Annotated in this window: 18 protein-coding genes; 13 read left to right on the top strand and 5 right to left on the bottom strand. The window is 72.9% G+C overall.

Annotated elements, in window-relative coordinates; genetic code table 11:
- The first annotated feature begins 93 nt into the window (after positions 1 to 93).
- The 3 genes from OG344_RS29935 to OG344_RS29945 are packed head-to-tail and all read left to right on the top strand — an operon-like array spanning position 94 to position 2,802.
- Positions 94 to 1,467 carry a ferric reductase-like transmembrane domain-containing protein gene (locus OG344_RS29935; protein ID WP_405085947.1) on the top strand — a complete coding sequence of 458 codons (1,374 nt, stop codon included), beginning with the start codon at positions 94 to 96 and terminating at the stop codon, positions 1,465 to 1,467.
- Positions 1,468 to 1,492: 25 nt separating this feature from the next.
- Complete coding sequence (locus tag OG344_RS29940) at positions 1,493 to 2,065, top strand: FMN-binding protein (protein ID WP_405085948.1); 573 nt, start codon at positions 1,493 to 1,495, stop codon at positions 2,063 to 2,065.
- A 20-nt stretch (positions 2,066 to 2,085) separates the two neighbouring features.
- Positions 2,086 to 2,802 carry an FAD:protein FMN transferase gene (locus tag OG344_RS29945; protein WP_405085949.1) on the top strand — a complete coding sequence of 239 codons (717 nt, stop codon included), beginning with the start codon at positions 2,086 to 2,088 and terminating at the stop codon, positions 2,800 to 2,802.
- Between the two features lie 422 nt (positions 2,803 to 3,224).
- Here OG344_RS29945 and OG344_RS29950 read toward each other — a convergent pair whose 3' ends face one another.
- Positions 3,225 to 4,364 (bottom strand): FAD-dependent monooxygenase, encoded by a 1,140-nt coding sequence (locus OG344_RS29950; RefSeq protein ID WP_405085950.1) that lies wholly within the window; start codon positions 4,362 to 4,364, stop codon positions 3,225 to 3,227.
- Between the two features lie 84 nt (positions 4,365 to 4,448).
- Between OG344_RS29950 and OG344_RS29955 the strand changes: the two genes are divergently transcribed.
- Positions 4,449 to 5,099, top strand: a complete 651-nt coding sequence (locus OG344_RS29955; RefSeq protein WP_405085951.1) for a TetR/AcrR family transcriptional regulator — start codon at positions 4,449 to 4,451, stop codon at positions 5,097 to 5,099.
- A 232-nt stretch (positions 5,100 to 5,331) separates the two neighbouring features.
- Here OG344_RS29955 and OG344_RS29960 read toward each other — a convergent pair whose 3' ends face one another.
- Entirely contained in the window at positions 5,332 to 6,438 is a 1,107-nt protein-coding gene (locus tag OG344_RS29960; RefSeq protein ID WP_405085952.1) for a hypothetical protein, read from the bottom strand.
- A gap of 372 nt (positions 6,439 to 6,810) precedes the next feature.
- On the opposite strand from OG344_RS29960, the gene OG344_RS29965 reads away from it, so the two are divergent.
- The gene (locus OG344_RS29965) at positions 6,811 to 9,861 is read left to right on the top strand and encodes a DEAD/DEAH box helicase (RefSeq protein ID WP_405085953.1); all 3,051 of its coding nucleotides are present in this window, start codon (positions 6,811 to 6,813) and stop codon (positions 9,859 to 9,861) included.
- Positions 9,862 to 10,710, top strand: coding sequence for an SWIM zinc finger family protein (locus OG344_RS29970; protein ID WP_405085954.1), 849 nt, complete (start codon positions 9,862 to 9,864; stop codon positions 10,708 to 10,710).
- Between the two features lie 24 nt (positions 10,711 to 10,734).
- Here the strand turns inward: OG344_RS29970 and OG344_RS29975 are convergent, their stop codons facing one another.
- Positions 10,735 to 11,664 (bottom strand): diacylglycerol/lipid kinase family protein, encoded by a 930-nt coding sequence (locus tag OG344_RS29975; protein ID WP_405085955.1) that lies wholly within the window; start codon positions 11,662 to 11,664, stop codon positions 10,735 to 10,737.
- A 255-nt stretch (positions 11,665 to 11,919) separates the two neighbouring features.
- Entirely contained in the window at positions 11,920 to 14,673 is a 2,754-nt protein-coding gene (locus tag OG344_RS29980) for an immune inhibitor A domain-containing protein (protein ID WP_405085956.1), read from the bottom strand.
- A gap of 196 nt (positions 14,674 to 14,869) precedes the next feature.
- Between OG344_RS29980 and OG344_RS29985 the strand changes: the two genes are divergently transcribed.
- The 7 genes from OG344_RS29985 (at position 14,870) to OG344_RS30015 (ending at position 25,714) form a co-directional block, all read left to right on the top strand.
- Positions 14,870 to 16,234: an FAD-binding oxidoreductase gene (locus tag OG344_RS29985; RefSeq protein ID WP_405085957.1), complete on the top strand. Its 1,365-nt coding sequence runs from the start codon at positions 14,870 to 14,872 to the stop codon at positions 16,232 to 16,234.
- A 63-nt stretch (positions 16,235 to 16,297) separates the two neighbouring features.
- On the top strand, positions 16,298 to 18,175 hold the full coding sequence (locus OG344_RS29990; protein ID WP_405085958.1) for a protein kinase domain-containing protein: 1,878 nt from the start codon (positions 16,298 to 16,300) through the stop codon (positions 18,173 to 18,175).
- 156 nt (positions 18,176 to 18,331) lie between these two features.
- Positions 18,332 to 19,927 carry an acyl-CoA carboxylase subunit beta gene (locus tag OG344_RS29995; RefSeq protein ID WP_405085959.1) on the top strand — a complete coding sequence of 532 codons (1,596 nt, stop codon included), beginning with the start codon at positions 18,332 to 18,334 and terminating at the stop codon, positions 19,925 to 19,927.
- Positions 19,928 to 19,968: 41 nt separating this feature from the next.
- On the top strand, positions 19,969 to 22,098 hold the full coding sequence (locus OG344_RS30000; protein ID WP_405085960.1) for a biotin carboxylase N-terminal domain-containing protein: 2,130 nt from the start codon (positions 19,969 to 19,971) through the stop codon (positions 22,096 to 22,098).
- Positions 22,095 to 22,955 (top strand): enoyl-CoA hydratase-related protein, encoded by an 861-nt coding sequence (locus OG344_RS30005; protein ID WP_405085961.1) that lies wholly within the window; start codon positions 22,095 to 22,097, stop codon positions 22,953 to 22,955. The genes OG344_RS30000 and OG344_RS30005 overlap by 4 nt, the downstream gene beginning before the upstream one ends.
- Positions 22,952 to 24,760, top strand: coding sequence for an acyclic terpene utilization AtuA family protein (locus OG344_RS30010; protein ID WP_405085962.1), 1,809 nt, complete (start codon positions 22,952 to 22,954; stop codon positions 24,758 to 24,760). The genes OG344_RS30005 and OG344_RS30010 overlap by 4 nt, the downstream gene beginning before the upstream one ends.
- A 126-nt stretch (positions 24,761 to 24,886) precedes the next feature.
- On the top strand, positions 24,887 to 25,714 hold the full coding sequence (locus OG344_RS30015; protein ID WP_405085963.1) for a helix-turn-helix domain-containing protein: 828 nt from the start codon (positions 24,887 to 24,889) through the stop codon (positions 25,712 to 25,714).
- Positions 25,715 to 25,813: 99 nt separating this feature from the next.
- Here OG344_RS30015 and OG344_RS30020 read toward each other — a convergent pair whose 3' ends face one another.
- Positions 25,814 to 26,230, bottom strand: a complete 417-nt coding sequence (locus tag OG344_RS30020) for a bacterioferritin (RefSeq protein ID WP_117409557.1) — start codon at positions 26,228 to 26,230, stop codon at positions 25,814 to 25,816.
- Positions 26,231 to 26,294: the final 64 nt, after the last annotated feature.

Below are 26,294 nucleotides of genomic sequence, written 5' to 3' on the forward strand. Positions count from 1 at the left end.
AATCCTATGAAAGGTCCTGGCATGCTCCGGTTCATAGGAAAACGAGAGGTTCGGTTGGCACCGTGAGTCACGTACGAGGAAAGGGAGGCACCTTTGACCACGACCTTCACCGGCCGCGCGGTCACCGCCGGGCACGCGCAACCCCCGCCCCGGGGGATGCGCGCCCGCCCGGAGGCGGTCCTCGCGGTGATCGCCGCGGGCGTGGTCGCCGTCGCCGGTCTGTGGTGGGCGCACACGCCCGTGGTCGCCGGCCTCGACGGCTGGCTGAGCAACGCGGGCCGGGTCACCGGACTGCTCGCCGGCTACGCGATCGCCGTCCTGCTGGCGCTGATGGCCCGCGTCCCGGCGCTGGAACGCGGGGTCGGCGCGGACCGGCTCGCCCGCTGGCACTCGATGGGCGGCCGCTACGTGGTCGGCCTGTCGGTCGCCCACGTGCTGCTGATCACCTGGGGCTACGCCGTGACCGAGCACACCGACGTGGTGAGCGAGACGGTCACGCTCAACCTGACCTATCCGGACGTGCTCAGGGCCACGGTGGCGCTGCTGCTCCTGGTGGGCGTCGGCGTCGTCTCCGCCCGCCGGATCCGCCCGAAGATGCGGTACGAGACGTGGTTCCACCTGCACTTCTACACCTATCTGGCCACCTGGCTGGCCTTCGGCCACCAGCTGGCCACCGGCGAGGAGTTCATCGGCGACCGGCCCGCGCGGGTCGCGTGGTACGCCCTCTATCTGGGCGTCGCCGCGCTGCTGGTCTGGTTTCGCTTCCTCACGCCCGTACGGCTGGCGCTGCGCCACCGGCTCCGGGTCGCGCGGGTGGTGCGGGAGGCGCCCGGCCTCGTCAGCGTCCACGTCACGGGGCGGCGGCTCGACCGGCTGCGGGCCGAGCCGGGCCAGTTCTTCCGCTGGCGGTTCCTCACCAGGGACCTGTGGTGGTCTCCCAACCCCTACTCGCTGTCGGCCCCGCCGCGGAACGGCGAACTGCGGATCACCGTGAAGGACCTGGGCGACCAGAGCCGCTCCCTCGCCCACCTGCGGCCGGGCACCCGCGTGCTCGCCGAGGGCCCGTACGGCGCGCTGACCGGGCGGGCGCGCCGCGCGCGCAGGGTCCTGCTCGTCGCGGGCGGCATCGGCATCACCCCGATGCGCGCGCTGTTCGAGGCGCTGCCCGCCGCCCCCGGCGACCTGACCCTCCTCTACCGTGCCCGTGACGCGGGAGACCTGGTCTTCCGGTCCGAACTGGAGGAGATCGCGGCGGCGCGGGGCGCGACCCTGCACTACTGCGTCGGCGCGCGCGCCCTCGTCGGCGACCCCTTCAGGCCCGAGACGCTGGCCTCGCTCGTGCCCGGCCTGCGCGACCACGAGGTGTACGTCTGCGGGCCCGACGGGATGACCGCCGCCGTCATCGCCGCGCTGCGCGCCGCCGGGGTCCCCCGCCGCCGCGTCCACCACGAGTCGTTCGAGTTCTGACCAGCCCCTCCGGATTGGACGTTCCATGCGAAGAGCCGTTCTGGCCGTGCTCGCGACCGCCGTCGGCCTCGTGCTGCTGCTGTCGTTCAAGCCCCACGAGGTGACCTCGCCCGCCGCGCGCCCCGCCGCCGTGACCGAGGGAGCCGGCTCGGACCCCGGCGGCTCAGACCCCGGCGGCTCCGGCCCCGGGGACGACGGCGACGAGGACGGCGACCGCCTCGGCCGGGGATTCCCGGACTCCACCGGTTCCCAGGAAACACGTTCCCAAGACGTACAGGGAGGCTGGAGCGGGGCGGGCGCCGCCGCCGGCGCCACCAGCGGGGAGAAGACGGTCACCGGTGACTCCGCCGACACCCGGTGGGGGCCGGTGCAGGTGGAGATCGTGGTCTCGGGCGGGAAGATGGCCGGGATCAGGGTGCTGGTGGCCCCGCGGAACAACCACCGGGACATCGCGATCAACAACGAGGCGCTGCCGATCCTCGACGAGGAGGCGCTGTCGGCCGGGTCGGCCCAGATCGACGTGGTCTCCGGCGCCACCTACACGAGTGACGGCTACATCCGCTCGCTGCAGAGCGCCCTCGACAGGGCCGGTCTCTGATGCGCCACACCGAGCACGTCATGGGAACCGTCTTCTCCTTCGACGTACGTGCCGCCGGCCCCGGGCCATGTGTCGCGGAGGCGGTGGCCTGGCTGCACCACGTGGACGAGGTCTTCTCGACGTACCGGCCGGACAGCCCGGTGAGCCGCCTGGCCCGGGGTGAGATCACCCTGGCCGGCTGCCCCGGGGAGGTGGCGGACGTCCTGCGCCTCTGCGAGTCGGTGGCGCTGGTCTCCCGCGGCTACTTCACCCTTCGTCCCGGGGGCCGCCTCGATCCCTCCGCCCTCGTCAAGGGCTGGGCGGTCGAGCGCGCCTCGGCCATCCTGCGCGAGGCGGGCGCCTCCGACCACTGTGTGAACGGCGGCGGGGACATCCGGCTGTCCGGCTCCCCCGCGCCGGGCCGGTCCTGGCGGGTCGGCGTCGCCCACCCGCTCCGTCCGGGCGAGCTCGCCGCCGTGGTGTCGGGGACCGACCTCGCCGTGGCGACCTCGGGCACCGCCGAACGCGGCGCGCACGTCGTCGACCCGCACACGGGCCGCCCGGCGACCGGGCTGGCCTCCGTAACGGTGGCCGGGCCCGATCTCGCCCTGGCTGACGCGTACGCCACGAGCGCCTTCGCCATGGGCGCCGCCGCCAGAGACTGGGTGGAGGGACTGCACGGCTACGAGGCCTTCGCCGTCACCCCCTCCGGCGCCACCTGGCACACCTCCGGCTTCCACCCCCGGGTCATGGCCTGACCGCGACCTGACCTCGGAGGCTCCGTCGCCGTACCCCCGGTGTGATCGACGGCGGGACCGGCGCCGAGGCGATCACTCGGTCAGCAGGCGGCGGCTAAGGTCCCGGCGTTCTGCACGCGGTCCGCCTTGATGTGGATCGCCTGGCTGGCCGCCACCTTGGGCGCCTCCACCGGCTGTGCCACCGCCGCCGGGGCCGCCTTGGGCCGCGCCGCCCGGACCTCCGCGCTGATCTCGACGCTGTGATCGATCGCCAGGGCGGCAGTGAAGGTACGCGAACTCAGGACGTGATCGAAGAGCCTCTGCAGATCCTCGCCACTGGCCTTCCGGATCGCCTTGCGCTCGGCGCGGTCGATCTTTGCGTACGCCCAGATGTTCGTGTCTACATCACTTTCCGCTATCCGTTACGGGTCAAGCGATCAGCGTCAACGGGCGAGGGCCTGTCTGAGGCGGGTGGCGGCGGTTACGGCGGGCCACAGGCGGGTGGCGAGGTTGCGGGCCACGATGCCGCCTCGCGTCGCGGGGGCCAGGAGCGCCGACGCCTGCCCGACGGCGCGCTGCTTGGGCTCCACCAGGCGCCGGTGGGTGGTCTCGTACCGGCGGAAGGCCGCGCCGGGGTCGCCGGGATGGGCGGCCAGCGCCTCGGCGAGGGTGAACGCCCCCGTCATCGCCAGCGTGGAGCCGTCCCCGAACAGCGACACGCAGGAGGCGGCGTCGCCGAGGAGCGCGACCCGGCCCTTCCACCAGCGGGGCAGGCGCACCTGACTGACGGAGTCGAAGTAGAGGTCGTCGGCCGTACGCACCCGTTCGAGCAGTTCCGGCGCCCGCCAGGACACGTCCGCGAAGGCGGTGGTCAGCATCCGCTTGTGCTGCTCGCTGTCGCGGTGGTCGAATCCGGGCTCCGCCGGGCTCCGGTAGAGGAAGAACGCGCCCGCGGACATGGGGCTGACGGCGACCGCCCTGCCGGGGGTGTTGTGCATGAGGATGTCCCGGCCGTCTCCGGCCACCGCCTCGCCGCCGAGTGGCGTCGTCGCGACGTAGAGGCCCATGTGGCGCACGACGCCGCCCTCTTGGCCGAACGTCAGGCGCCGCGTCACCGAGTGCAGGCCGTCGGCTCCGATCACCAGGTCGAAGCGGCGGGGGGCGGCACGCTCGAAGGTGACGTCCACCCCGTGCTCGTCCTGGGCGAGCGCCGTGACGGAGTCGTCGAAGAGAAACTCGGCGTGGTCGCGGCTCGCCTCGTGCAGGATCGACGCGAGGTCGCCGCGCGCCACCTCGACCTCACCTCGCCGCTGTACGGCGCGCATGTCCATCCGGGCGACCCGCCGGCCCGCCGCGTCGACGAAGCTGACCCCGGTCGTCCCCGTGGCTGCCTGGTGCAGCCGGGGCAGGACGCCCATCCGTTCGGCGACCGCGACGGCGGCTCCCCTGACGTCCACCGGGTTGCCGCTGGACCGCACCTCCTCCGCACGTTCCACGACCGTGACCCCGAACCCGTGCCTGGCCAGCCAGTAGGCCAGCGTCGGTCCCGCGATCCCGGCCCCCGAGATCAGTACCGTGCTCATGACACACCCCCAACCGGAGGGATTTCCTCCGCATGTTGGACGGTATCCTAACCGGAGGAAAATCGTCCAGATTCTTCTTCTGAGGTGATCGTGGAGAAAGGGCTGCGCGCCGACGCGCGCCGCAACCGGGATCTGATCGTCGCCGCGGCCCGCGAGCTGTTCCTGGAGCAGAACGTCGACGTGCCGCTGGAGGAGGTCGCCCGCCGGGCGGGCGTGGGCGTCGGCACGCTCTACCGCCGCTTTCCCGACCGGGACGCACTGCTGCGCGCCGTCGGCGAGGAGAGCCTCCGCCGCCTGGCGGACCTGGTGGAGACCGCCGGGCGGGAGGAGCCGGACGCCTGGCACGCGCTGTGCCGCTTCCTGCGCGGCGCGGTCGCCCTGCGGCTGGGCGTGCTCGCCGCGAAGGTCGAACCAGCCCTGCACCAGCGGCTGCGCGCCGGCGCCGACCTGCACGAGATCCGGCAGGGTATCGTCACCGCGGTCCTGCGGATGATCGAACGGGCGCAGGCGGACGGCGCGTTGCGGGCCGACATCGGGCCCGGCGACTTCGCCCTGCTGATGACCCTGCACGTCTACACGCCATCGGCCGTGCCCGGTGAGGAGGCCATGGCGCGCGTGGTGGAGATCATGCTGGACGGCCTGCGCGCCGACCGGGGGTCACCCCTTCCCGGGACTCCGCTCGACGCCGAAGCCCTGCGCCGCTACACCACAGCCGATTCCCCTCCGCCCGCCTGACCGGCCTTTCATCCCCCGCAGAGGCCGACGAATCCTGCCGCAAGCGAAGCGGTGCCTGGATGCCTTATTACGTCAGGCTTCAACAGTGACGGCTGCCAGGTGGCTGTATTGAAGATCAAGGCGCTTCTGCTTGAATACGCGAGCCGGGCGCGAGCTACTGGTGAACCTCTTCGCCCGCAAGCATCGCCTCCGGCCTGCGGCCTGCGGCTGCTTGACGTATCGGCAAAACGAGCTATGCGTCCCCGCCGGCGGACCGGCGGGCGAGGATCTCGCGAAACTCGCCGACGGCGGGACGCTCGCGCCTTTCGCGCGGTACAGCACGCAGCACCATGCGCCCGGTCTCGATGATGTGGTGGCTGCGGTAGGCGACCGGCAGCGGCTCGATCACCCCTGCCGCCAACCGCATCCCCTCGTCGACGCCGCCCCGGGCGACCGTGCAGAGCGCCTCGTGGAGCCGGACGTTGGCGCCATACTGGTAGGTGCGAGCGAGACTGAGGACGTCCTCACGGGCCCGGTCCGCCGCCGGCTCGGCACCAGCACCGGCGTAGACCCAGCTCTCCGCGAAGTGGATCTGGTCCGGTTTCCAGAAGCCGAAGGAGTCCGGCACAACGCCCGCTCCGGCGAGCACGACCAGAGTCTTCACCGTCCGACACGCCTCGTCGTGCCTGCCGAGCAGCGTCAGCGCCTTCGCCCGGCTGGTCAGCAGGTCGATGCTGGGGCCGCTCGCGATCCGCTCGGCGCTGTCGAGAAGGCGCAGGACCGTCTCCGGATCGCGCTGGCCGTACAGGCCGTGACCGGCCTCCTCGCCACGGACGAGCAGCCGCAACCGCAGATCTCCCGAGGCGTCGGCCGCCTGTCGCGCCGTATGCCACCAGCGCAGCGCTCCCCCGTGCTCGCCCAGACGGGTCAGCGCGTTGGCGTGGACGGACGCCAGCGCGGCGGTGAAGCGCTGCAGCTCGACCGCGTCAGCCGGGGTCGCCGCCTCCAGTTGCCGTCGCAGCGCCAGCAAATCGACCAGGAGATCGGCGGCCACCTGCGCCGGAGGACGGGTCCGCAGCGCGTACAGATGATCCGCGCATGCCAGTTCCCACTCCTCCATGCCGCGGAAGTCCTGACCGAGGGACTGGTCAAGCAGCCTGCGGACAGGCTCCCCGCACACGCCCAGCGCGCTGATTCCGGCGGCGGCCAGTTGCAGAAGGCGACGGCGTTCCGTGGCGACCTCCTCCTCGGCCGGTCTGCTCATCGACACCGTACGCAGCCGGTCGAGCTCCACGACAGTGGCGTGCAGGGCCACAAGCTGCTGACCCGCGTTCAGCACCGCGTCCAGCCGCGCAACCACATCCATATGCGGCCGGGCCAGCCCGCGCTCCCATCTCGACAGGTCACCGTCACGCTCGTGGCATTTCGGCCCTCCCAGATCAGCCTTCATCACCCAGTGAAACTGAATGATTACAGAAGGGGCCGACAAAGCAACGGTAGATCCGAGACTCCGTAGCCTTCTGCCGAGCCGACGCCGACCAAGGCGCGGAAAATGGGATCCGTCTCATCAGCCTTGCCGCGCTGGGTCACCCAGCGTCGACGAGGATCAACGGTCGGCCCTGAGGGCGGCGGCCGGGAGCGGCTGTGGCGGTCCTGGCTGGGCGGTCGGCGTCACGCGGTCTGAGGGTTCCGGGACCGCTGCTAGCGTTCCGGGGTGGCGGGAGGAGACGGCGTGCTCGTGCTACACGCGGCCTGGGACGGCGGGCGGCTCGTGCTCTGGGCGGAGGAGACGGCCGGCGCGGAGCCGGTGACCTCCCGGGCCAGGATTCGGCCCCATCCCTTCGCCGCCCCGGCGAACGCTCTCGCCGCCGCGCTGCCCGGCTGGGGAGACGCGGCCGCCGAAGCGGCCGGAAAGGCCGTGCCGGGCGAGGTGGTGCTGCTCCTGCCCGGTTCGGCGTCCAGTCCCCTGCCCTCACCGGAGACCGGGCTGCAGGTCGTCGCGCGCCGGCCCGGAATCAGGCCGTGGCGGGTGCCCGCGTTACTCCTGGACGCCGGCGCGGCGATGCGCCTGCTGACCACGTTCGGCGAGGCGGCCCACCCGCCGGTGGAGTCACCGGAACCGGACGACCACCCCGCCGACCTTCTCGCCGGCCCGTCCCTGCGTTATCTCGCGCTCGTCGCGGCCCACGCGCGGGAGCTGGTGCGGCGGGGCAGGGTGCTGCCCCAGCTCGTCACCGAGGACGGCGGCTACGCGGCGCGCTGGCGGCCGGTGCTGACCGGGCCGCACGCCGACCGCTTCCGGGAGCTCGCCGCCGCGATGCCGCCGGTCTGCCGGGCCGTGGAGGAGGAGCGTCCGTCCGCCCACGTGCTGATCGAGGCGCTGGCGGGTCTCACCGACGCCGCCGTACGGCAGGCGCTGCCGGAGCGCCTGCTGGGCGGGCACCGGCCGGGGCGGCGCTCTCCCCTGGCCGACCGGTGGACGGTGGCGCTCACCGGCGACGCGGCGGACCTTCCGGGGGCCCGGCGGGAGGAGGCGGAGGCGCTGGCCCGGCCGCTGCAGGACTGGTTCCGGGCGGCTCACCAGCTCGACGGCCCGGTCCGGGTGTGCTTCCGCCTCGTCGAGCCCGAACCCGAACCCGGCGGCAGGTGGCGGGTGGAGTTCGCCCTTCAGTCAGCCGAGGACCCGAGCCTCTATCTGCCCGCCTCCCTCGTCTGGGCGGGCGAGACCATGCCCGGCCTCCCTGGACGGCTGGACGAGACGCTGCTCGCCGGGCTGGGCCGGGCGGCCCGCCTCTATCCGAGGATCGACGACGCGCTGCGGGAGGCCCGGCCGGCGCACGTCGACCTCGACGTGGAGGGCGCCTTCCACTTCCTGCGACACGCCGCGCCGCTCCTCCAGGCGGCCGGGTTCGGCGTGCAGCTGCCCGCATGGGCGGGCCGCGCCCGGCTGGGCCTGAAGCTCACCGCGCGGTCGCCCTCCGGGCCGGGCTCCACCGTCGGTCAGGGGTTCGGGCTGGAGCAACTGGTGGACTTCCGGGCCGAGCTGGCCGTCGGCGACGAGACGATCAGCGAGGCGGAGCTGGCCGAGCTGGCCCGGCTCAAGGTGCCGCTGGTCCGGCTGCGGGGACAGTGGGTCGAGCTGGACGCCCGGCAGCTCGGGGCCGCGCTGAAGGCGGTGGAGCGGCGCGGGTCGGGCCAGATGACCGTCGGCGAGGTCGTCCGCGAGGTGGTGCACGGCGGGGACGACGATCTGCCGCTCGTCGGCTTGGACGCCGACGGCCTGCTCGGCGACCTGCTGTCCGGCGAGGCCGACCACCGTCTCGAACCCGTCGCGACCCCGGCCGCCTTCCACGGCACGCTCCGGCCGTACCAGGAGCGCGGCCTGGCCTGGCTCACCTTCATGTCCCAGATCGGACTCGGCGGCATTCTCGCGGACGACATGGGATTAGGTAAGACACTTCAGACATTGTCCCTTCTTCTGCGCGAACGCGAGCAAGAGGAGCGTTCAGGCGCGACGCTGCTGGTCTGCCCGATGTCGCTGCTCAGCAACTGGCAGAAGGAGGCCGCCCGGTTCGCGCCGTCCCTGGAGGTCTACCTCCACCACGGCTCGGGGCGCCTGCGCGGCGCGGAGCTGGCGGAGCGCGTCGCAACGGCCGACATCGTCCTCACCACGTACGGCACGGCGCTGCGCGACCGCGACGTCCTCGCCGGGTTCTCGTGGGTCCGGGTCGTCTGCGACGAGGCGCAGGCCGTCAAGAACTCGGCCGCGCGGCAGGCGCAGGCCGTGCGCTCGCTCCCGGCGCGGACGAGGCTGGCGCTGACCGGCACGCCGGTCGAGAACCATCTGGCCGAACTGTGGTCGATCATGGAGTTCTGCAACCCCGGTCTGCTCGGGCCGGCGAGGGCCTTCCGCGACCGCTACCAGGAGCCGATCGAACGGCACGGCGACGAGGCGGCGACCGCCGCGCTCAAGCGGGCCACGGGCCCGTTCGTGCTCCGGCGCCTCAAGACCGACAAGACGATCATCTCCGACCTGCCGGACAAGATGGAGATGAAGGTCTGGTGCACGCTCACCCCCGAGCAGGCGAGCCTCTACCAGGCGGTGGTCGAGGACATGATGGGCCGGATCGCCGGCAGCGAGGGCATCGAACGGCGCGGGAACGTCCTGGCCGCGATGACCCGGCTCAAGCAGGTCTGCAACCACCCCGCCCACCTGCTCAAGGACGGCTCGCGGCTGGCCGGGCGGTCGGGGAAGCTCGCCCGGCTGGAGGAACTGGCCGAGGAGATCGTCAGCGAGGGCGACAAGGCGCTGGTCTTCACGCAGTACGCCGAGTTCGGCTCGTTGCTGCAGCCCTACCTGGCGGCGCGTCTCGACCGCCCGGTGCTGTGGCTGCACGGCAGGCTGCCGAAGAAGACGCGCGACGCGCTGGTGGAGCGGTTCCAGACCGGCGACGAGCCGACGATCTTCCTGCTGTCGCTCAGGGCGGCGGGCACCGGGCTCAACCTCACCGCCGCCAATCACGTCGTCCACGTGGACCGGTGGTGGAACCCGGCCGTGGAGAACCAGGCGACCGACCGGGCGTTCCGCATCGGGCAGACCCGGAACGTGCAGGTCAGGAAGTTCATCTGCGTGGGCACCCTGGAGGAGCGGATCGACGAGATGATCGAGCGCAAGCAGGCCCTTGCCGAGAGCGTCGTCGGGACGGGCGAGGACTGGATCGCCGGGCTGTCCACGGCGGAACTGCGCGAGCTGTTCCGCCTCTCCCCCGAGGCGGTGAGCTGAGTGCCCGCCGGACGGGACGGCTGGTTCGAGGCCGCACGGCCCATCAGGGTCGACGGCGGCATCAGGGCGCGCTCGAAGCGGGGGTCCATCGGCGAGCAGTGGTGGTCGCGGCGGTTCATCGACATCCTCGAACTCGTCTGCGACGCGGGCCGGCTGCGGCGGGGGCGCGCGTACGCGCGGCAGGGCCAGGTGCTCGGCCTCGACCTCGGTCCCGGCCTCGTGAAGGCCAGGGTGCAGGGCTCGCGCCCCAAGCCGTACGACGTGAGCGTGCGGATCACGGCGTACGGCGCGGACGAGTGGGCGGAGCTGACCAGGGCGCTGGGCGCGCGGGCCGTACACCGCGCCAAGCTGCTCGCCGGGGAGATGCCGCCGGAGATCGAGGACATCTTCGAACAGTCCGGGCTGCCGCTCTTCCCGGGCGAGCGCGGGCTGGACATGGAGTGCTCCTGCCCCGACTGGGGGTTCCCCTGCAAGCACCTGTCCGCGGTGCTCTACCTGCTGGCCGAGGCGTTCGACGAGGACCCGTTCCTGGTGCTGGCCTGGCGGGGCATGGCCAGGGACGCGCTGCTCGACGCCCTCCGCCACACCGGCGGGCGGGCCGATGGGAAGGGCGGCGGGAAGCCGGCCCTGCTCGACGTGGCCGACGTCCCGTTCGCGGAGCGTGCCGGCGACTTCTACGAGTCAGGCGCCTCACCGGCCCGCCTCGGCCCGCCGGCCGACCCCGGCTCGCCCTCCGACCTGTTGCTGCGCGCGCTCGACCCGCCGCCGGTCAAGGCCAGGCACATCCCGCTGCTCGACCTGCTGCGGCCCGCGTACCGGGCCTTCGCCGCCGAGGAGGACGACTTGTAGGGGGGCGCGGGGGACGCGCGAAGATCAGATGTCGACGAAGTCGCGCGGGACCATCACCCGCAGGCCGTTGGGGATGGTCTTCAGCACCAGCGGAGTACGCAGCCGCACCTCGCCGTCGATGTCGGCGGCCAGCGGCGGGTCGGTCTCCAGCAGCATCTCCTGGCCGGTCACGAACGGGCCGCCCGCGAGGCTCGTCCATCTGCCGGTGGTCGCCCGTACGAGCGTCTCCCCGAGCAGCCTCAGCCGCTTGCCGGAGCCGAGCTGGTAGGCGACGAGCCTGCGGTTGTCGATGCTGACGTCCCGGGCGATCTGCCAGCCGCCGTGGAACCGGCCGTTGGCGATGTTGAGCTGGTGGGTCAGCAGCTCGTGCCGCTTGCCGTCCACGGTGATGTACGCCCGGAACGGCCGGTGCGCCGGGAGGATCGTGAGCGCGGTCAGCGGGTAGGCGGCCCGGCCGAGCACGCGCTTGACCCACGGCCTGACGGTGCCGGCCACCTCGACCGACACGCCGAAGCTCGCGAGGTTGGCGAAGGGCCGGTCGCCGCACATCCCGAGGTCGATGTCGGCCACCTTGCCCCCGCTGAACACGCCGACCGCCCCGGCGAGGTCGAGCGGCAGCCCGAGGCTGCGGGCGAAGTTGTTGGTGGTGCCGAGGGGCAGCACGCCGAGGGCGACGTCGCGGCCGGCCACGTGCCTGACGGAGCTGCTCAGCGTGCCGTCTCCGCCGCCGACCACGAGGAGGTCGGGCCCGGCGTCGAGCGCCCGGGTGAGCACGTCGCGCAGCCGCGAGGGGTCGGTCACCGGATGGACGCCGGTGAGCCGGAAGTCCCCTTCCTCCAGCAGCCGCAGCACCTCCGCGTAACGGCGGCGGCCTCGCCTGGACCTGGTGTTCACGACGACGGCGGCCCTCCGGTCCCGGTGGATGGCCGCGGTGTGATCCGCCTTGCTCCGCACGCTGACATGCTAGGGGCCGCCGGGCGGAGGCGCGCGTCGCCGCCGGCCGTTCCCCGGCACGGATCGGCACCGATCGGCGGGCATCGGCGCGGATCGGCAGGCATCGGCAGGCCCGGCATGCCCCGGCATGCCCCGGCATGCCCCGGCATGGACTTGCCCGGCGCGCCGTCCGGGAGCGGACGGCGGCCGGGCACTGTGCCCATGCACTGTGACCTGCCGCGGCCTGCCGGGTGGCGTCACGCCACCCGGGGGCCGTTACTTCTTGGCGGGAGTGATCTGGATGATCGCACCCAGGTTGAGCGGCAGCGGGCTGACCAGCTTGATCTGGACGCCGAGCTGCTTGCCCTCGTCACCGGGGTTGCCGCTGCCGAGGATCGCGCCGCCGATGTCGGTGCCGTAGAGGTCCTTCACCGGCGTGCCGTCGGGGTTGACGATCCTGGTCGAGTACGGCTGGTTGCCCTTCGACGGGATGACGACGGAGGCGTCGCGGTGGCGGTAGTACAGGCTGCCGTTGCGAAGCTCCAGGCCGGGGTACCAGCCCTTGGCGTCGGTGAACTCGGTCACCGCGGACTGCTTGCCGAACGAGGTGCAGTACTCCTTGAACGGCTCGCCCTCGATGCACTCCTTGAAGGGGTACGTTCCGGCGAAGTTGAACGCGGCGTTCGACGACTGCGGGCGCGACGGGAGGTTCTTCAGCGTGCTCGGGTCGTGCGCCGCCGCCTCGCCCGTACGGCGCAGCGGCTCGAAGTGTGAGTCCACGAGGAGCAGCTGACCCTTCGGGCCCACCGACGGCAGGTCGAACGTCGTGTCGGAGACGTTGTTGTCGCCCTGCGAGGTGTCGCGGTACCAGACGAGTAGACCGGGGGCGTTGTACGCGATCTTCTCGACCTTCCACGCGCCGTCGCGCACCCAGGTCGTGTCGTAGGCGTACCTCAGGCCCTCGTCGAACCCGTCGAAGTTGCGCCACTCGGCGAGGTAGTACTGCGCCGCCTGGACCCGGCCGGAGTGGATGACCCAGCCGGCGCCGGTGCTGTCGGTGAACGTGCCCTTGACGGTCGTCCAGCCGTTGGCGCCGCCCTCGACGTCGTCGGTCCAGACCGCGGTGGCGCCGTTGGTGACGGAGAAGTCGTCGTTGAACCAGCCGCGCTCCACGGCGGCCGCGTCCGTGTTGTACCGGAAGCGGATCTGCACGGTCTTCCCGGCGAACGGCGCCAGGTCGGCGTACAGGTGGTGCCAGCCGTCGCTCTCGCCGGTCAGGCCGTACTTCTTGTTGCCGTAGTCCTTCAGGCGGCCGTTGGGGTCGGTGTAGTCGTCACCGGTGGTGACGAGCGTGCCGTCCTCGTCGAAGATCTTCTGCTCGGCCCAGGTGGCGCCGCCGTCGGCGGACACCTCGAAGAAGCCGAAGTCCCAGTCGGCCTCGATGCCCCAGTCGCTCCACCAGCGGAACTTCACGTCCGAGCCGGCCGGCACGGCGACGGTCCTGACCAGCTTCTGGTCGGCCCAGTTCTGGTCGCTGTTGGACCACCACATGTTCGACCCGCTGTGCGGGGTGGACATGATGTTCAGCTTCTCCGGCAGGTTGATCCGTACGCCGTCCTCGGTGCCCTTCGGCGTCCGGGAGGACTGCCCGACCACCGCGAGCTGCTTGGCCGCGCCCGGCTCGATGATCTTCGGGTTGGCCCAGCCGAGCACCCACTTGTCCCAGAGGCTCATGTGCGTCGGCAGGGACTGGAAGATCGGCCCGGAGTGCGAGCCGCTCGACATCAGGTCCCAGAAGTCGACGTCGGAGTCGCCCGCGCCGGTGGTGTCGTACAGGTCCGGCAGGCCGAGGTCGTGGCCGTACTCGTGGGCGAACACGCCCACGCCGGAGTCCTCGGGCTGGAGGATGTAGTTGGAGATCTTCTTGTTCGTGCCGGGGATCGTGTAGCCGCCCGCCACGTCGCTGGAGTGGGCCCAGAGGGCGAACGTGCCCTCGTTGCCGCCGCCGCCGGACTTGTCCTCGCCCGCGTGGATCAGCACGAGGTGGTCGATGACGCCGTCGGGCTCGTCGTAGTTGCCGTCGCCGTCGGCGTCGGAGACGTCCTCGACGTCGTAGTCGGCCCAGGGGAAGTTCGGGTTCGACTTCACCAGGGTGTCGACCGCGTCGACCGCGAGCTGGGCGGCGCCGCGCGGGTTGTCCGGGTGGCCGGTCATGTCCTGCGGGTAGGTGCCGCACTTGCCGGCGCCGTACCACGCCTCGGAGTGCGGGACCTTGATCCAGCCGACGGCCTGGCCGGTGACGGTGTAGGCGCCCTTCGACAGCTCCTCGTACATGTTCTTCATGGTGGAGCCGGAGATGTCGATGCCCTTCTTGCCGTCCCGGGGGTCCTTCAGGTCCGGCCGGACCCGGGTCGTGATCCCCTTGGAGGTGTAGAGCATGTTGTTGTAGTGGGCGGTGTTGAAGTCCGCCACCCACATGGAGTTGTTGTCCTTGCCCCCGCCGCCGGCCGTCGCCGGGTTGGGGATGCGGTTGTGCAGCGGGCCGTTCAGCTTGGTGCCGGGCGGCTCGGTCACGCAGTCGTTGACGTCGTCGGTCGTCTTCGGGTGCGACCAGCCGGAGAAGTCGTCGTTGGCCTGGTCGTTGAACTCGACCAGCAGCGTGAGCAGCTTGGCGGTGCGGGTCGTCTTCGCCTTCTTGTAGATGAAGTCGAAGGGGTTCTTGCCGGTCCTGATCGCCTGCTTCTCGTGCTGCGCCAGCACGCGCGCGGCGACGGGGTTGCCGGCCGCGAACTTGTGGTCGATCGCCGCGGCGAGGGCGGCGGTGCGCTTGGCCCCCTTCGGCGGGACCTTCTCCTCGGTGGTGGTGAAGTCGCCCTGCACACGCGGTGGCGCGTAGTTGATGTAGTGGTCGGAGGCCGACGGCTGGTAGCCCGCCGTAGGCGCCGCCGCCGCACCGGCCGCGGCCAGACCTCCTGCCGCCAGCCCGAGCGCGGGCACGATCGCGGCGAGACGCCGGATTCTCTTGGACAACGAGATCCCTTCCCGTCCGGGTTCCCCGGACACCATGCACAGCGCGCCGGGATGAGCGCGCATGCGGGACCTTAGACGAGGGGGTAAAGGGATCGTAAAGAGCCGCCAAGCATGGTTGTCAAAATGTGATCTGTACCAATATCCGTTAGTAATTCCGGTTGAGAGCCGATACAGGCTTGTGTCGTACAGTCCAGACGTGACCGCACCGACTTCTGGACTGACCTCCTCGCTGGCCGCGGCGCTGCCGGAGGGGCGGGTCCTCACCGACCCCGACGTCATGGACGCGTACGCGCGGGACCGCACGTTCGCGCCGCCCGGCAAGCCGCTCGGGGTGGTGCTCGCCGAGTCGCGCGACGACGTCGCCGCCACGCTGCGCTGGGCGAGCGCGCACCGGGTGCCGGTGGTCCCGCGCGGCGCCGGCACCGGCCTGGCCGGCGGTGCGACGGCCGTGGACGACTGCGTGGTCCTCTCCCTCGCGCGGATGACCGCGATCCGGGAGCTGTCGCCGCAGGACGAGATCGCGGTCGTGGAGCCCGGGGTCATCACCGCCGACCTCGACCGGGCGGCCCGCGAGCACGGCCTGATGTACGCCCCCGACCCCTCGTCGTACGAGATCTCGACGATCGGCGGCAATCTGGCGACCAACGCGGGCGGCCTGCGGTGCGTCAAGTACGGCGTGACCCGCGACTCGGCGCTCGGGCTGGAGGTGGTGCTGGCCGACGGGCGGGTGCTCACGACCGGCCGCCGCACCATGAAGGGGGTCACCGGTTACGACCTGACCGGCCTGTTCGTCGGGTCGGAGGGCACGCTCGGCGTGATCACCGCCGCGACGCTGCGGCTGCGGCGGGCGCCGCGCGAGCTGTCCACCGTGGCGGCCGAGTTCACCTCGCTGCGCGCGGCCGCCGAGGCCGTCGCGGCGATCATCGCCGCGGGCTGCCAGCCGTCGATGCTGGAGCTCCTCGACCGTACGACCCTGCGGGCCATCGACGACTGGAAGAACATCGGGCTGGAGCCCTCCACCAGGGCCATGCTCATCGCCCAGGCCGAGGGCCCTGCCGAGGAGTCCGCCGCCCGGATGGCGGAGCTGTGCGCCGCCGCGTCGTTCGTCGCGGTGTCGTCCACGCCGGAGGAGGCGGCCGAGCTCGTCGGCGTCCGGCGCCTGGCCTACCCGGCCAAGGAGCGCCTGGGCCAGTGCCTGGTGGAGGACGTGTGCGTGCCCCGCTCGGCGCTCCCCGAGATGATCGCCACGATCGAGGAGACCGCCGCCCGGCACGGCGTCCTGATCTCGACGGTCGCCCACGCGGGGGACGGCAACGTGCACCCGGTGTTCGTGTTCGACCGCGGCCTGGCCGAGCCGCCGCCCGAGGTCTGGGCCGCGGCCGACGAGGTGTTCCGCGCCGCGCTCGCCCTCGGCGGGACGCTGACCGGCGAGCACGGCGTCGGGCTGCTGAAGAAGCGCTGGCTCGGCCTGGAGACCGGACCCGTGGCCGCCGAACTGCACCAGGGCATCAAGCAGGTCTTCGACCCGCTGAACATCCTCAACCCCGGCAAGGCCATCTGACCGCCGCCTCCGATCCGGTAGCGTTTGGCACCATTGTTGGGGCTATTGGGGTAATCGGGGGCGATGGTGGCGTTGGAGGCTGGTGACCCGGCCCACCTGGGCCCGTTCACACTCCTCGACCGGCTCGGGGAGGGTGGCCAGGGGGTCGTCTTCCTCGGCCGCGGCCCGCAGGGCGAGCGGGTCGCGGTGAAGCTTCTGCACACGCGGCTGACGGCGGATCCCGAGGCGCGGGAGCGCTTCCTGCGCGAGGTGGCGCTGGCGCAGCGGGTCGCGCCGTTCTGCACCGCCCCCGTGCTGCACGCCGACCTCGCCGGCAACCAGCCGTACATCGTCAGCGAGTTCGTGCCGGGGCCGTCGCTGCGGCAACTCGTGGACCGCGAGGGACCGCGCCGGGGAGCGGCGCTCGAACGGCTCGCAATCAGCACGGCGACGGCGCTGGCCGCCATCCACCGCGCGGGCATCACCCACCGCGACTTCAAACCGGCCAACGTGCTGATGGGCCCCGAGGGGCCGGTCGTGATCGACTTCGGGGTGGCCAGGGCGTTCGACTCCCCGCAGGCCACCGCGACCGGCGTGTCCATCGGCACTCCCGCCTACCTGGCCCCCGAGGTGCTGTCGGGCGGCACGGCCGGCGCCGCGGCCGACATGTTCGCCTGGGGCGTCACGATGGTGTTCGCCGCCACCGGCAGGCCCGCCTTCGGCGCGGACTCGATCCCCTCGGTCATCACCCGCATCCTGCGCGACGAACCCGACCTCGGCGACCTCGCGGCGCCCCTGCGGGACATCGTCGCCGCCTGCCTGTCGAAGGACCCCGCGCCGCGGCCCCCGGCCCAGGAGATCGTCGCCCGCCTCACCGGCCAGTCCCACTCCGCCTCCGCGCCCTCACCCTTGGCCCTCGGCCGGTCCCATCCCGCAGCCGCGCCCTTCCCTCCGGCCGGCACGGGGCACGGCGGGCAGGCCGGCGCCTCCGCGCCGCCCCTCCCCGGGCAGACGCCCGCCTCCTCCGCTCCCCCGGCGCGGGCGGTGGCTCCCGCCGGGCACGCCGGTGCCGCCGCGCCGCGCCTCCCCGGGCCCACACCGCCTCCCGCCGGGCACGCCACCGTGCCGGGCGCGGCGAGGAGGCCCCGCCGTACGGTGCTGACCTGGACGGCGGCCGGGATCGGGGTGCCCGTTCTGGCGGCCGCGGCCTTCGTGGTGCCGTCCTGGGTCTCGGTGCGCGCGGCCGGCGGCGAGACCGCCGCGACGGAGGCCCCCGGCCCGGCGGCGTCCGTGCCCGCCGAGCCGCCGATCCCGTCGACGTCCGAGCCGGTCGCTCCCTCGGGGCACCGGAGCAGGAGTCACTCGCCGGGTCCCGCGACCCGGCCGCCCGGTGTGACCGCGAAGCCCGCCGCCTCGCCCGCGCCCTCGCCCTCGCACGGTGGCCGGGCACGGCCGTCGCCCACCGCGACCGGGCCGGCGACCGGGCCCACCGAGGTCCCTCCGACAGTCCCTCCGACAGTCCCTCCGACAGTCCGTCCGACGGCGAAGGCCAGTCCGGCGCCGACGAAGGCCACCGCGACGCCCACGCCCAGCCCGACGGCGAAGGCGACGCCCACGAGGACCGCGGCGCCCACGCCCAACCCGTACACGGCGAAGGGCGTGTGCGGGACCGGCTTCGCCGTCGTCGACTCGCACTCCTACGGCGGGCAGGCGACGACATACCTGCTCTACAACGCCTCCACCGGCCGCAACTGCGTGATCACGCTCTCTCGCCACACGATGCCCGCTAAGATCAGAATGAGCGCGGTGCTGAAGGTGAAGGGCGGCGCGTCGGCCGCCGACGCCGGCGCCTACACCGTGTACGCGGGGCCGCTCCGGCTGCCCGCCAAGGGCAAATGTGTCATCTGGGGTGGCGGATACGGGGGCGCCTCCTGGAGCAGCGCGTGGTCCCACTGCGGCTGACCACGGCCGCACCACGGCTGAACCCCGGCCGAACCACTGGCCGGGCCAGGGGCGTGCGGCAGGAATGTCACCGCCCGGTGGCAGACTCGGCTCGTTGACGTGATCGCGGACCAACCCGGAGGATCTCACCGTGACACAAGTCGGTTCGGTGGCGCCATGACCGTGCTCGTGAGCCGGCTGGACGCCGCTGGCGCCGAGTACGGCGCGCGGCGCGAGGCCATGCTGGCGAAGCTCGCCGAACTGGAGGCCGAGCACGCGAAGGCCGTCGCGGGCGGCGGGCCGAAGTACGTCGAGCGGCACCGCGAACGCGGCGGACTGCTCCCCCGGGAGCGGATCGAGTTGCTGGTCGACCCCGACGCGCCGTTCCTCGAACTGTCCCCGCTGGCCGCCTGGGGCACCGAGTTCCCCGTCGGCGCGAGCGTGGTGACCGGAGTCGGGGTCGTGGAGGGCGTCCAGTGCGTGATCACGGCCAGCGACCCGACCGTGCGCGGCGGCGCGTCCAACCCCTGGACGCTGCGCAAGACGCTGCGGGCCGCCGAGATCGCGCTGCGCAACCGCATGCCGTACGTGAACCTGGTGGAGTCGGGCGGCGCGGACCTGCCGACGCAGAAGGAGATCTTCATCCCCGGCGGGCAGGTGTTCCGGGACCTGACCCGGCTGTCGGCCGCCGGGATTCCGACGATCGCGCTCGTCTTCGGCAACGCGACCGCCGGCGGGGCGTACGTCCCCGGCCTGAGCGACCACGTCGTGATGGTGCGGGAGCGGGCCAAGGTGTTCCTCGGCGGCCCGCCGCTGGTGAAGATGGCGACCGGCGAGGAGTCCGACGACGAGTCGCTGGGCGGGGCGGAGATGCACGCCCGCGCCTCGGGCCTCGCCGACCACCTCGCGGCCGATGAGCACGACGCGCTCCGGATCGGCCGGCGGATCGTGCGTCGGCTCGGCCGGCGCGCACCCGGGCACACTGACCGCGACAACCCGGCCCCCCTCTTCGACGAGGACGAACTGCTGGGCATCGTGCCGGAGGACCTGAAGGTCCCCTTCGATCCCCGCGAGGTCCTGGCCCGGGTGGTGGACGGCAGCGACTTCGACGAGTTCAAGCCGCTCTACGGGCCGAGCCTGGTCACCGGCTGGGCGAGCGTCCACGGCCACCCGGTCGGGGTCCTCGCCAACGCCCGGGGGGTGCTGTTCGGGGCCGAGTCGCAGAAGGCCGCGCAGTTCGTCCAGCTCGCGAACCAGACGCGCACGCCGCTCGTGTTCCTGCAGAACACGACGGGCTACATGGTCGGCAGGGAGTACGAGCAGAGCGGCATCGTCAAGCACGGCTCACTGATGATCAACGCGGTGGCCAACTCGACCGTGCCCCACATCACGATCGTGATGGGCGCCTCCTACGGCGCGGGCAACTACGGCATGTGCGGGCGGGCCTACGACCCCCGGTTCCTGTTCAGCTGGCCGAGCGCCAAGTCGGCCGTCATGGGCCCGGCCCAGCTCGCCGGGGTGATGTCGATCGTGGGCCGGGCCGCGGCCGAGGCGCGCGGGCAGGTCTACGACGAGGAGGCCGACGCGGCGATGCGGGCGGCGGTCGAGACGCAGATCGAGGCGGAGTCGGCGGCGTTCTTCCTGTCCGGCCGCCTCTACGACGACGGGGTCATCGACCCGCGCGACACCCGCACGGTGCTCGGGTTGTGCCTGTCGGCGGTCGCGGGGGCGCCGGACCCCGGGCGGGCCGGCTACGGCGTCTTCCGGATGTGACCGGGCATGCTCATCCGCATCCACACCTGTGGGGGTAGTTCATGATCGGGCGGCTGCTGGTCGCGAACCGCGGGGAGATCGCCCGCAGGGTGTTCCGCACCTGCCGTGAGCTGGGCGTGGAGACCGTCGCCGTCTTCTCCGACGCCGACGCGGACGCGCCACACGTGGCCGAGGCCGACCAGGCCGTACGGCTGGGCGCCCCGCTGGCGTACCTCGACCCGGACCGCCTGGTCGAGGCGGCCCGGCGGTCGGGGGCCGACGCGGTGCATCCCGGGTACGGGTTCCTGTCGGAGCACGCCGGGTTCGCCCGCGCCGTGCTGGACGCCGGGCTGACCTGGATCGGCCCCTCGCCCGAGGCCGTCGCCGCGATGGGCACGAAGATCGAGGCCAAGGCGCTGATGGCCGAGGCCGGGGTGCCGGTCCTGCCGACCATCCCGCTGTCCCCGGACACCCCGCCCCCGCTGACGTTTCCCGTGCTGGTCAAGGCGTCGGCGGGCGGCGGCGGGCGGGGCATGCGGGTGGTGCGCGACCCGGCCGGGCTCGCCGAGGCGGTCGCGTCGGCCCGCCGCGAGGCCCTGTCGGCCTTCGGCGACGGCACGTTGTTCGCGGAGCCGCTGCAGGAGGGCGCCCGTCACATCGAGGTGCAGATCCTCGCCGACGGGCACGGCACGGTCTGGGCGCTCGGCGAGCGGGAGTGCTCCATCCAGCGCCGCCACCAGAAGGTGATCGAGGAGGCCCCCTCCCCCGCCGTCACCCCCGAGCTGCGCCGTGAGCTGAGCGACGCCGCGATCCGGGCCGCCCGCGCGATCGGCTACACCGGCGCGGGCACCGTCGAGTTCCTCGTGTCGGACGAGGGCTTCTTCTTCCTGGAGATGAACACCCGTCTGCAGGTGGAGCACCCGGTGACCGAGTGCGTCTACGGGGTCGACCTGGTCCGGCTGCAGATCGAGGTGGCCGAGGGCGCGCGACTCGCCGCGCTGCCGCCGAGCCCGGTGGGCCACGCGATCGAGGCCCGCCTGTACGCGGAGGACGCCGAGGGGCGCCCCCAGAGCGGCGTGCTGCACCGCTTCGAGATCCCCGGCGTGGACGGCGAGTTCGGTCTCGGCGCCCGGCTGCGGCTCGACTCCGGGGTGGTCTCCGGCGGCGAGGTGGGCGTCCACTACGACCCGATGCTCGCCAAGGTCGTCTCGTACGGCGGAGACCGGGCGGAGGCGGCCCGGCGGCTGGCGCACGCGCTCGCACGGGCCCGCATCCACGGGCTGACGACCAACCGCGACATCCTCGTGGGCGTGCTGCGGCACCCGGACTTCCTGTCCGGGGCGCTCGACACCGGCTTCCTCGACCGGCGTCCCGTTCCGGCGACGCTCGCCGGGCCCGGGGCCGTACGGCTGTCGGCCCTCGCGGCGGCGCTCGCCGGGGCGGCGGCGAACCGGGCGGCGGCGCGGCGCGACGGGGTCCTCGGCGGGCTGCCGAGCGGCTGGCGCAACGTGCCCTCGCAGCCCCGGCGCACCGCGTACGACGCCGAGGACGGCCGCCTGGAGATCGCCTACCGCCTGACCAGGGACGGGCTGCGGGCAGAGGGCTTCGAGGACGTCGCCCTGGTGTCGGCCGAGCCCGGCCGGGTGGTGCTGGAGACGGAAGGCCTGCGGCACGCGTTCGAGGTGGCGGCCTATCCGGGCGTGGTGCATGTCGACTCGCCTCTCGGGCCGGTCCGGCTCGTCCCGGTGGAGCGGCTGCCCGAGCCCGCCACGCGGGTGTCGCCGGGAGCACTGCCCGCCCCGATGCCGGGTACGGTCCTGCGTGTCGAGGTGAAGCCCGGCGACGTCGTCGAGGCCGGGCAGCCGGTGGTCGTGCTGGAGGCGATGAAGATGGAGCATCTGATCGTGGCCCCCGCCTCGGGCACCGTGGCCGCCCTGCACGTGGCGCCGGGCGCGCGGGTCGAGGCGGGCGCACCCCTCGCCGACATCGAACCCGAGCGCGAGCCCGAGCCCGCAGCCGAGACCAAGCCCACACCCGCGCCCGAGACCGCGCCCGCAGGGGAGACCACGCGTGTGACCGATGGCGGGCCCGACATCGCGGCCCACGAGGGAGCCCTCACCGAGGCCCGCACCGAGGCCCGCAGTTCGGCCGGCGTCGAGCCGGCTCCGAGCGGGGAGGTGGAGCCGGGATGAACGCGGCCGGCGAGTCGTCGCGACGACCACATGCCCCGCAGGATGCAGGGGCGTCGTCGGGGGATCTCGTGCGGTGGGAGCGGGCGGGCGGCGTGGCCACGATCACGCTCGACTCGCCGCACAACCGCAACGCCCTGTCGTCCCGGCTGCTCGCGCGACTCGACGAGGCTCTTTCGTGGGCGCTGGACGAGCCCGCCGTACGGGTGATCGTGCTGACCGGCGCCGGGCCGGTGTTCTGCGCCGGAGCGGACCTGAAGGAGCAACGGGCCGGAGCGGCGCCGGTCACCGCGCCGGTCACCGTGTCGTTCCCCGCGGTCATGCTGCGGATCTGGGAGAGCCCGAAGCCGGTCGTGTGCCGCCTCAACGGCACGGCCAGAGCGGGCGGCCTCGGCCTGGTGGCGGCGTGCGACTTCGCGATCGCCCCGCAGAGCGCGTCCTTCGCCTTCACCGAGGTGCGGCTCGGGGTGGTCCCCGCGATGATCGCGGCCACCTGCCTGCGCCGCCTGGAGCCCCGGGCCGCGGCCGAGTACTTCCTGACCGGCGAGGTCTTCTCCGCCGCACGCGCGGTGGAGATCGGGCTGCTCACCCGGGCCGTCCCCGAAGAGGACCTCGACGCGACCGTGGCGCACTACGCGGGCATGCTGCTGCGCGGCGGCCCCGAGGCGCTGGCGATCACCAAGCGGCTCGTCCGCGAGGTGCCGCTGATGCCGGTCGAGGAGGGCCTGCGGGAGATGGCCGCGCTGTCGGCCGAGCGGTTCACCTCCGAAGAGGGACAGGAGGGCATCCGGGCCTTCGCCGAGAAACGCCCCGCCGCCTGGGTCCCCGGCGAGACCACGGGCGCGGAAGCCGGGCGATGACGGCCGAGGCCGGGCGACCGAGGCCGCTGCGGGTCGCGAACTGCGGCGGCTTCTACGGCGACCGGCTCTCGGCGGCGCGGGAGATGGTCGAGGGCGGGCCGATCGACGTCCTGACCGGCGACTGGCTCGCCGAGCTCACCATGTCGATCCTCGCGGGCAACCGGCTGAAGGGCCGCCCCGGCTACGCCCGCACCTTCCTCACGCAGATGGAGCAGGTCCTCGGCACCTGTCTGGACCAGGGCGTCAAAGTGGTCTCCAACGCGGGCGGCCTGGACCCGGCCGGCTGCGCGGAGGCGGTCTCCGCCCTGGCCGACCGGCTGGGGCTGCGCGTGAACGTCGCCCACGTCACCGGCGACGACCTCATGCCGCTCGCCGAGCCGCCGGTCAACGCCGGCACCGGCGAGATCCTGCGGGAGACCCCGCTCACCGCCAACGCCTACCTCGGGGGACGGCCGATCGCGGTGGCGCTGGAGCACGGCGCGGACGTCGTCGTCACCGGGCGGGTCACCGACGCGGCGCTGGTCACCGGGCCCGGCATGTGGTGGTTCGGCTGGCGTCCCGGCGACCTCGACGCGCTGGCCGGTTCGGTCGTCGCGGGGCACGTCATCGAGTGCGGCTGCCAGGCGACCGGCGGCAACTACTCCTTCTTCGAGGAGGTGCCGGGCCTGCCCGACTGCGGTTTCCCGATCGCCGAACTGCACACGGACGGGTCGAGCGTCATCACCAAGCACCCGGGCACCGGCGGGCTGGTCTCGACCGGCACCGTGACCGCGCAACTGCTCTACGAGATCGCCTCGCCCCGTTACCTCGGCCCCGATGTGACGGCCCGGTTCGACACCGTCCGCCTGGAGCAGGAGGGTCCCGACCGGGTCAGGATCATGGGCGTACGCGGCGAGGCTCCGCCGGAGACGCTGAAGGTGGCGGTCACCTGCCTCGGCGGCTTCCGCAACACGATGACCCTCGTGCTGACCGGCCTGGACATCGCCGCGAAGGCCCGGGTCGCGCAGGAGGCGATCTGGGCCCGCGTGCCCCGCGACTCGTTCGACCAGGTCCACGTGGAGCTGACCCCCCTCGGCCCGCACACGTACGAGCCGGGCGCAGCTGAGGACACGGAGGACGCGGGCGCTCCGGAAACAGGGGGGACCGCGTTGCTGCGGATCACGGTCATGGACTCCGACGCCCGCACGGCGGGACGGGCGTTCTCCTCGGCGGTGGTGGAGACCGGCCTGGCGAGCTACCCCGGCTTCTTCGGGCTGACGCCGCCCGCCGACGCCTCTCCCTACGGCGTCTACTGGCCGTCCTCGGTCGACGCCCGTACCGTGATCCCGGTCGTGACCGTCGGCGGGCTCCGCATGGAGGTGCCGTACACGCCGCCCGAACCACCCGAACCACAGGCCCCGCTGCTCTCCTCGGACCTGTACGGCGCGGCCGGAGACGTCGCGGATCACCAGGCGGCCCCGCCGTACGCGGGTGATCTCACGAGCGGGCCGGTCCGGCCGCTGGGCAGGATCGCAGGCGCGCGGTCGGGCGACAAGGGCGGCGACGCCAATCTCGGCGTCTGGGTGCGCGACCCCGCCCACTACCCGTGGCTCGCGGCGTTCCTGACCGTGGAGCGGCTCAGGGAACTGCTGCCGGAGGTCGGCCGGCTGCCGGTGGAGCGGTTCGCGCTGCCGAACCTGCACGCGCTCAACTTCGTGATCCACGGCCTGCTGGGCAGGGGCGTGGCGGCGAGCCCGCTCCTCGACGCGCAGGCCAAGGCGCTCGGGGAACGCCTGCGCGCGGTCCGCGTACCGGTTCCGACGTGAACTGCCTCGTGCCCCTCCCGCCGATCTTCGCCCCGGGCAGACCTCGGCGGTCACGGCACTAGGATTGCGCAATCGCAGGACCGCCCGCATGCGGAGGTGGAAGTGACCGGTTTCCATCAAGCCCGCATGGATCTGGGGGTCCGGCTGCGCCGGCTGCGGGAGAACGCCCGCCTGTCCGGGAAGGACCTCGCCGAGCGGCTCCACTGGCAGCCGTCGAAGGTGTCGCGCATCGAGAACGCGCGCCAGACCGCCTCCGAGGACGACGTCGCCGCCTGGGGGAAGGCCGTGGAGGCCGACCCGCAGACGATGGACGCCCTGGTCAGGCAGGCGGCCGGGCTCCAGGAGCGGCAGGAGTCCTGGCGGCAGCGGCAGCGGAACGGCCTGGCCGCCCTGCAGGAGGACATTCGCGACCTGGAGACGCGGACCCTGCTGTTCCGGGCCTTCGAGCCCGGGGTGGTGATCGGGCTGCTGCAGACCACGGAGTACGCCCGGCACGTCTTCGGGAAGCTCGGGCGGCTGTACAGGTCGGCCGCCGACGTGAACGATGCGATCCGGATCCGGATGCGGCGCCAGGAAATCCTGTACGACCCGGCGCGGCGGTTCCGGTTCGTCATGCCCGAGGCGGTGCTGCGTTACCGGCTGGCGCCACCCGAGGTGATGCGCGGCCAGCTCGACCGGCTGATCGCGGTGACGACGCTGCCGAACGTCGAGTTCGGCCTGCTGCCGTTCGAGGCGCCGCTGCCGTCCGCGCTGACCAACTCGTTCTGGATCTACGACAACGCCCTGGTGGGGGTCGCCACCGGCACCCGGGACCTACTGCTGCGCGATGCCGGCGAGGTGGAGTTCTACGCCCGGGCATTCGAGGAGTTCTGCGAGGTGGCGGCCTTCCGGGACGACGCGAGGGCGCTGATCGTCCGCGCCCTAGACGACTACACCGCCCACCCGCCGCGCTGAGCGCGCCGACGGATTTCGGCGGCCCCTCGCCGGGCCGCCCGTCCGCTCCGGCAAAGGGCCACCCGTCCGCCCCTCGGCGTGCTGTGATTCAGCGCGCCATCATTCGCCCAGCACGGTCTGCAGGTCCATGACGTGGTCCTGCGTCTGCTGCAGCAGCGGGCGCAGCGCCTCGGCGACGTCGCTCAGGCCCAGCTGCTGGGCCTGCTCCACCCGCTCGCGGTAGCGGCGCAGCTGCTCCTGTTCCAGTTCGAGGTCGAGCCGCAACGCCTGCGCGCTGTCGGTCGCGACCGGGATCTCGGGAACGCGGACGCTCGGCACGCCGCCGAGGAAGTCGATCTGCTCGGCCAGCGTGCTCGCGTGGTTGAGCTCCTGGCCGAGGTGCTGCTTGAGCTCCTCGATGATCGACAGGTACTGCGCGCCCTTGATCGTCGCCGCGTGCTGGACGTACTGCACGATCGAGCGGTACTCGCTCTCCAGGTCCTCGTTCAGGAGGGCGATGAAGGCCTCCGTGTCCATAGATGATCGTCCTTTCGTCATCGGGAGGCCCTTCCCGTACCCGCCATGGTGGCGGCCGAACGCC

The organism is Microbispora sp. NBC_01389 (assembly GCF_045040095.1).
Lineage (GTDB): Bacteria > Actinomycetota > Actinomycetes > Streptosporangiales > Streptosporangiaceae > Microbispora.

Coding starts and splice junctions, on each gene's coding strand:
- OG344_RS30020 (WP_117409557.1), bottom strand. CDS start 26,230: ATGGACACGGAGGCCTTCATCGCCCTCCTGAACGAGGACCTGGAGAGC.
- OG344_RS29945 (WP_405085949.1), top strand. CDS start 2,086: ATGGGAACCGTCTTCTCCTTCGACGTACGTGCCGCCGGCCCCGGGCCA.
- OG344_RS29995 (WP_405085959.1), top strand. CDS start 18,332: ATGACCGTGCTCGTGAGCCGGCTGGACGCCGCTGGCGCCGAGTACGGC.
- OG344_RS30010 (WP_405085962.1), top strand. CDS start 22,952: ATGACGGCCGAGGCCGGGCGACCGAGGCCGCTGCGGGTCGCGAACTGC.
- OG344_RS30005 (WP_405085961.1), top strand. CDS start 22,095: ATGAACGCGGCCGGCGAGTCGTCGCGACGACCACATGCCCCGCAGGAT.
- OG344_RS29950 (WP_405085950.1), bottom strand. CDS start 4,364: ATGAGCACGGTACTGATCTCGGGGGCCGGGATCGCGGGACCGACGCTG.
- OG344_RS29940 (WP_405085948.1), top strand. CDS start 1,493: ATGCGAAGAGCCGTTCTGGCCGTGCTCGCGACCGCCGTCGGCCTCGTG.
- OG344_RS29990 (WP_405085958.1), top strand. CDS start 16,298: ATGGTGGCGTTGGAGGCTGGTGACCCGGCCCACCTGGGCCCGTTCACA.
- OG344_RS30000 (WP_405085960.1), top strand. CDS start 19,969: ATGATCGGGCGGCTGCTGGTCGCGAACCGCGGGGAGATCGCCCGCAGG.
- OG344_RS30015 (WP_405085963.1), top strand. CDS start 24,887: ATGGATCTGGGGGTCCGGCTGCGCCGGCTGCGGGAGAACGCCCGCCTG.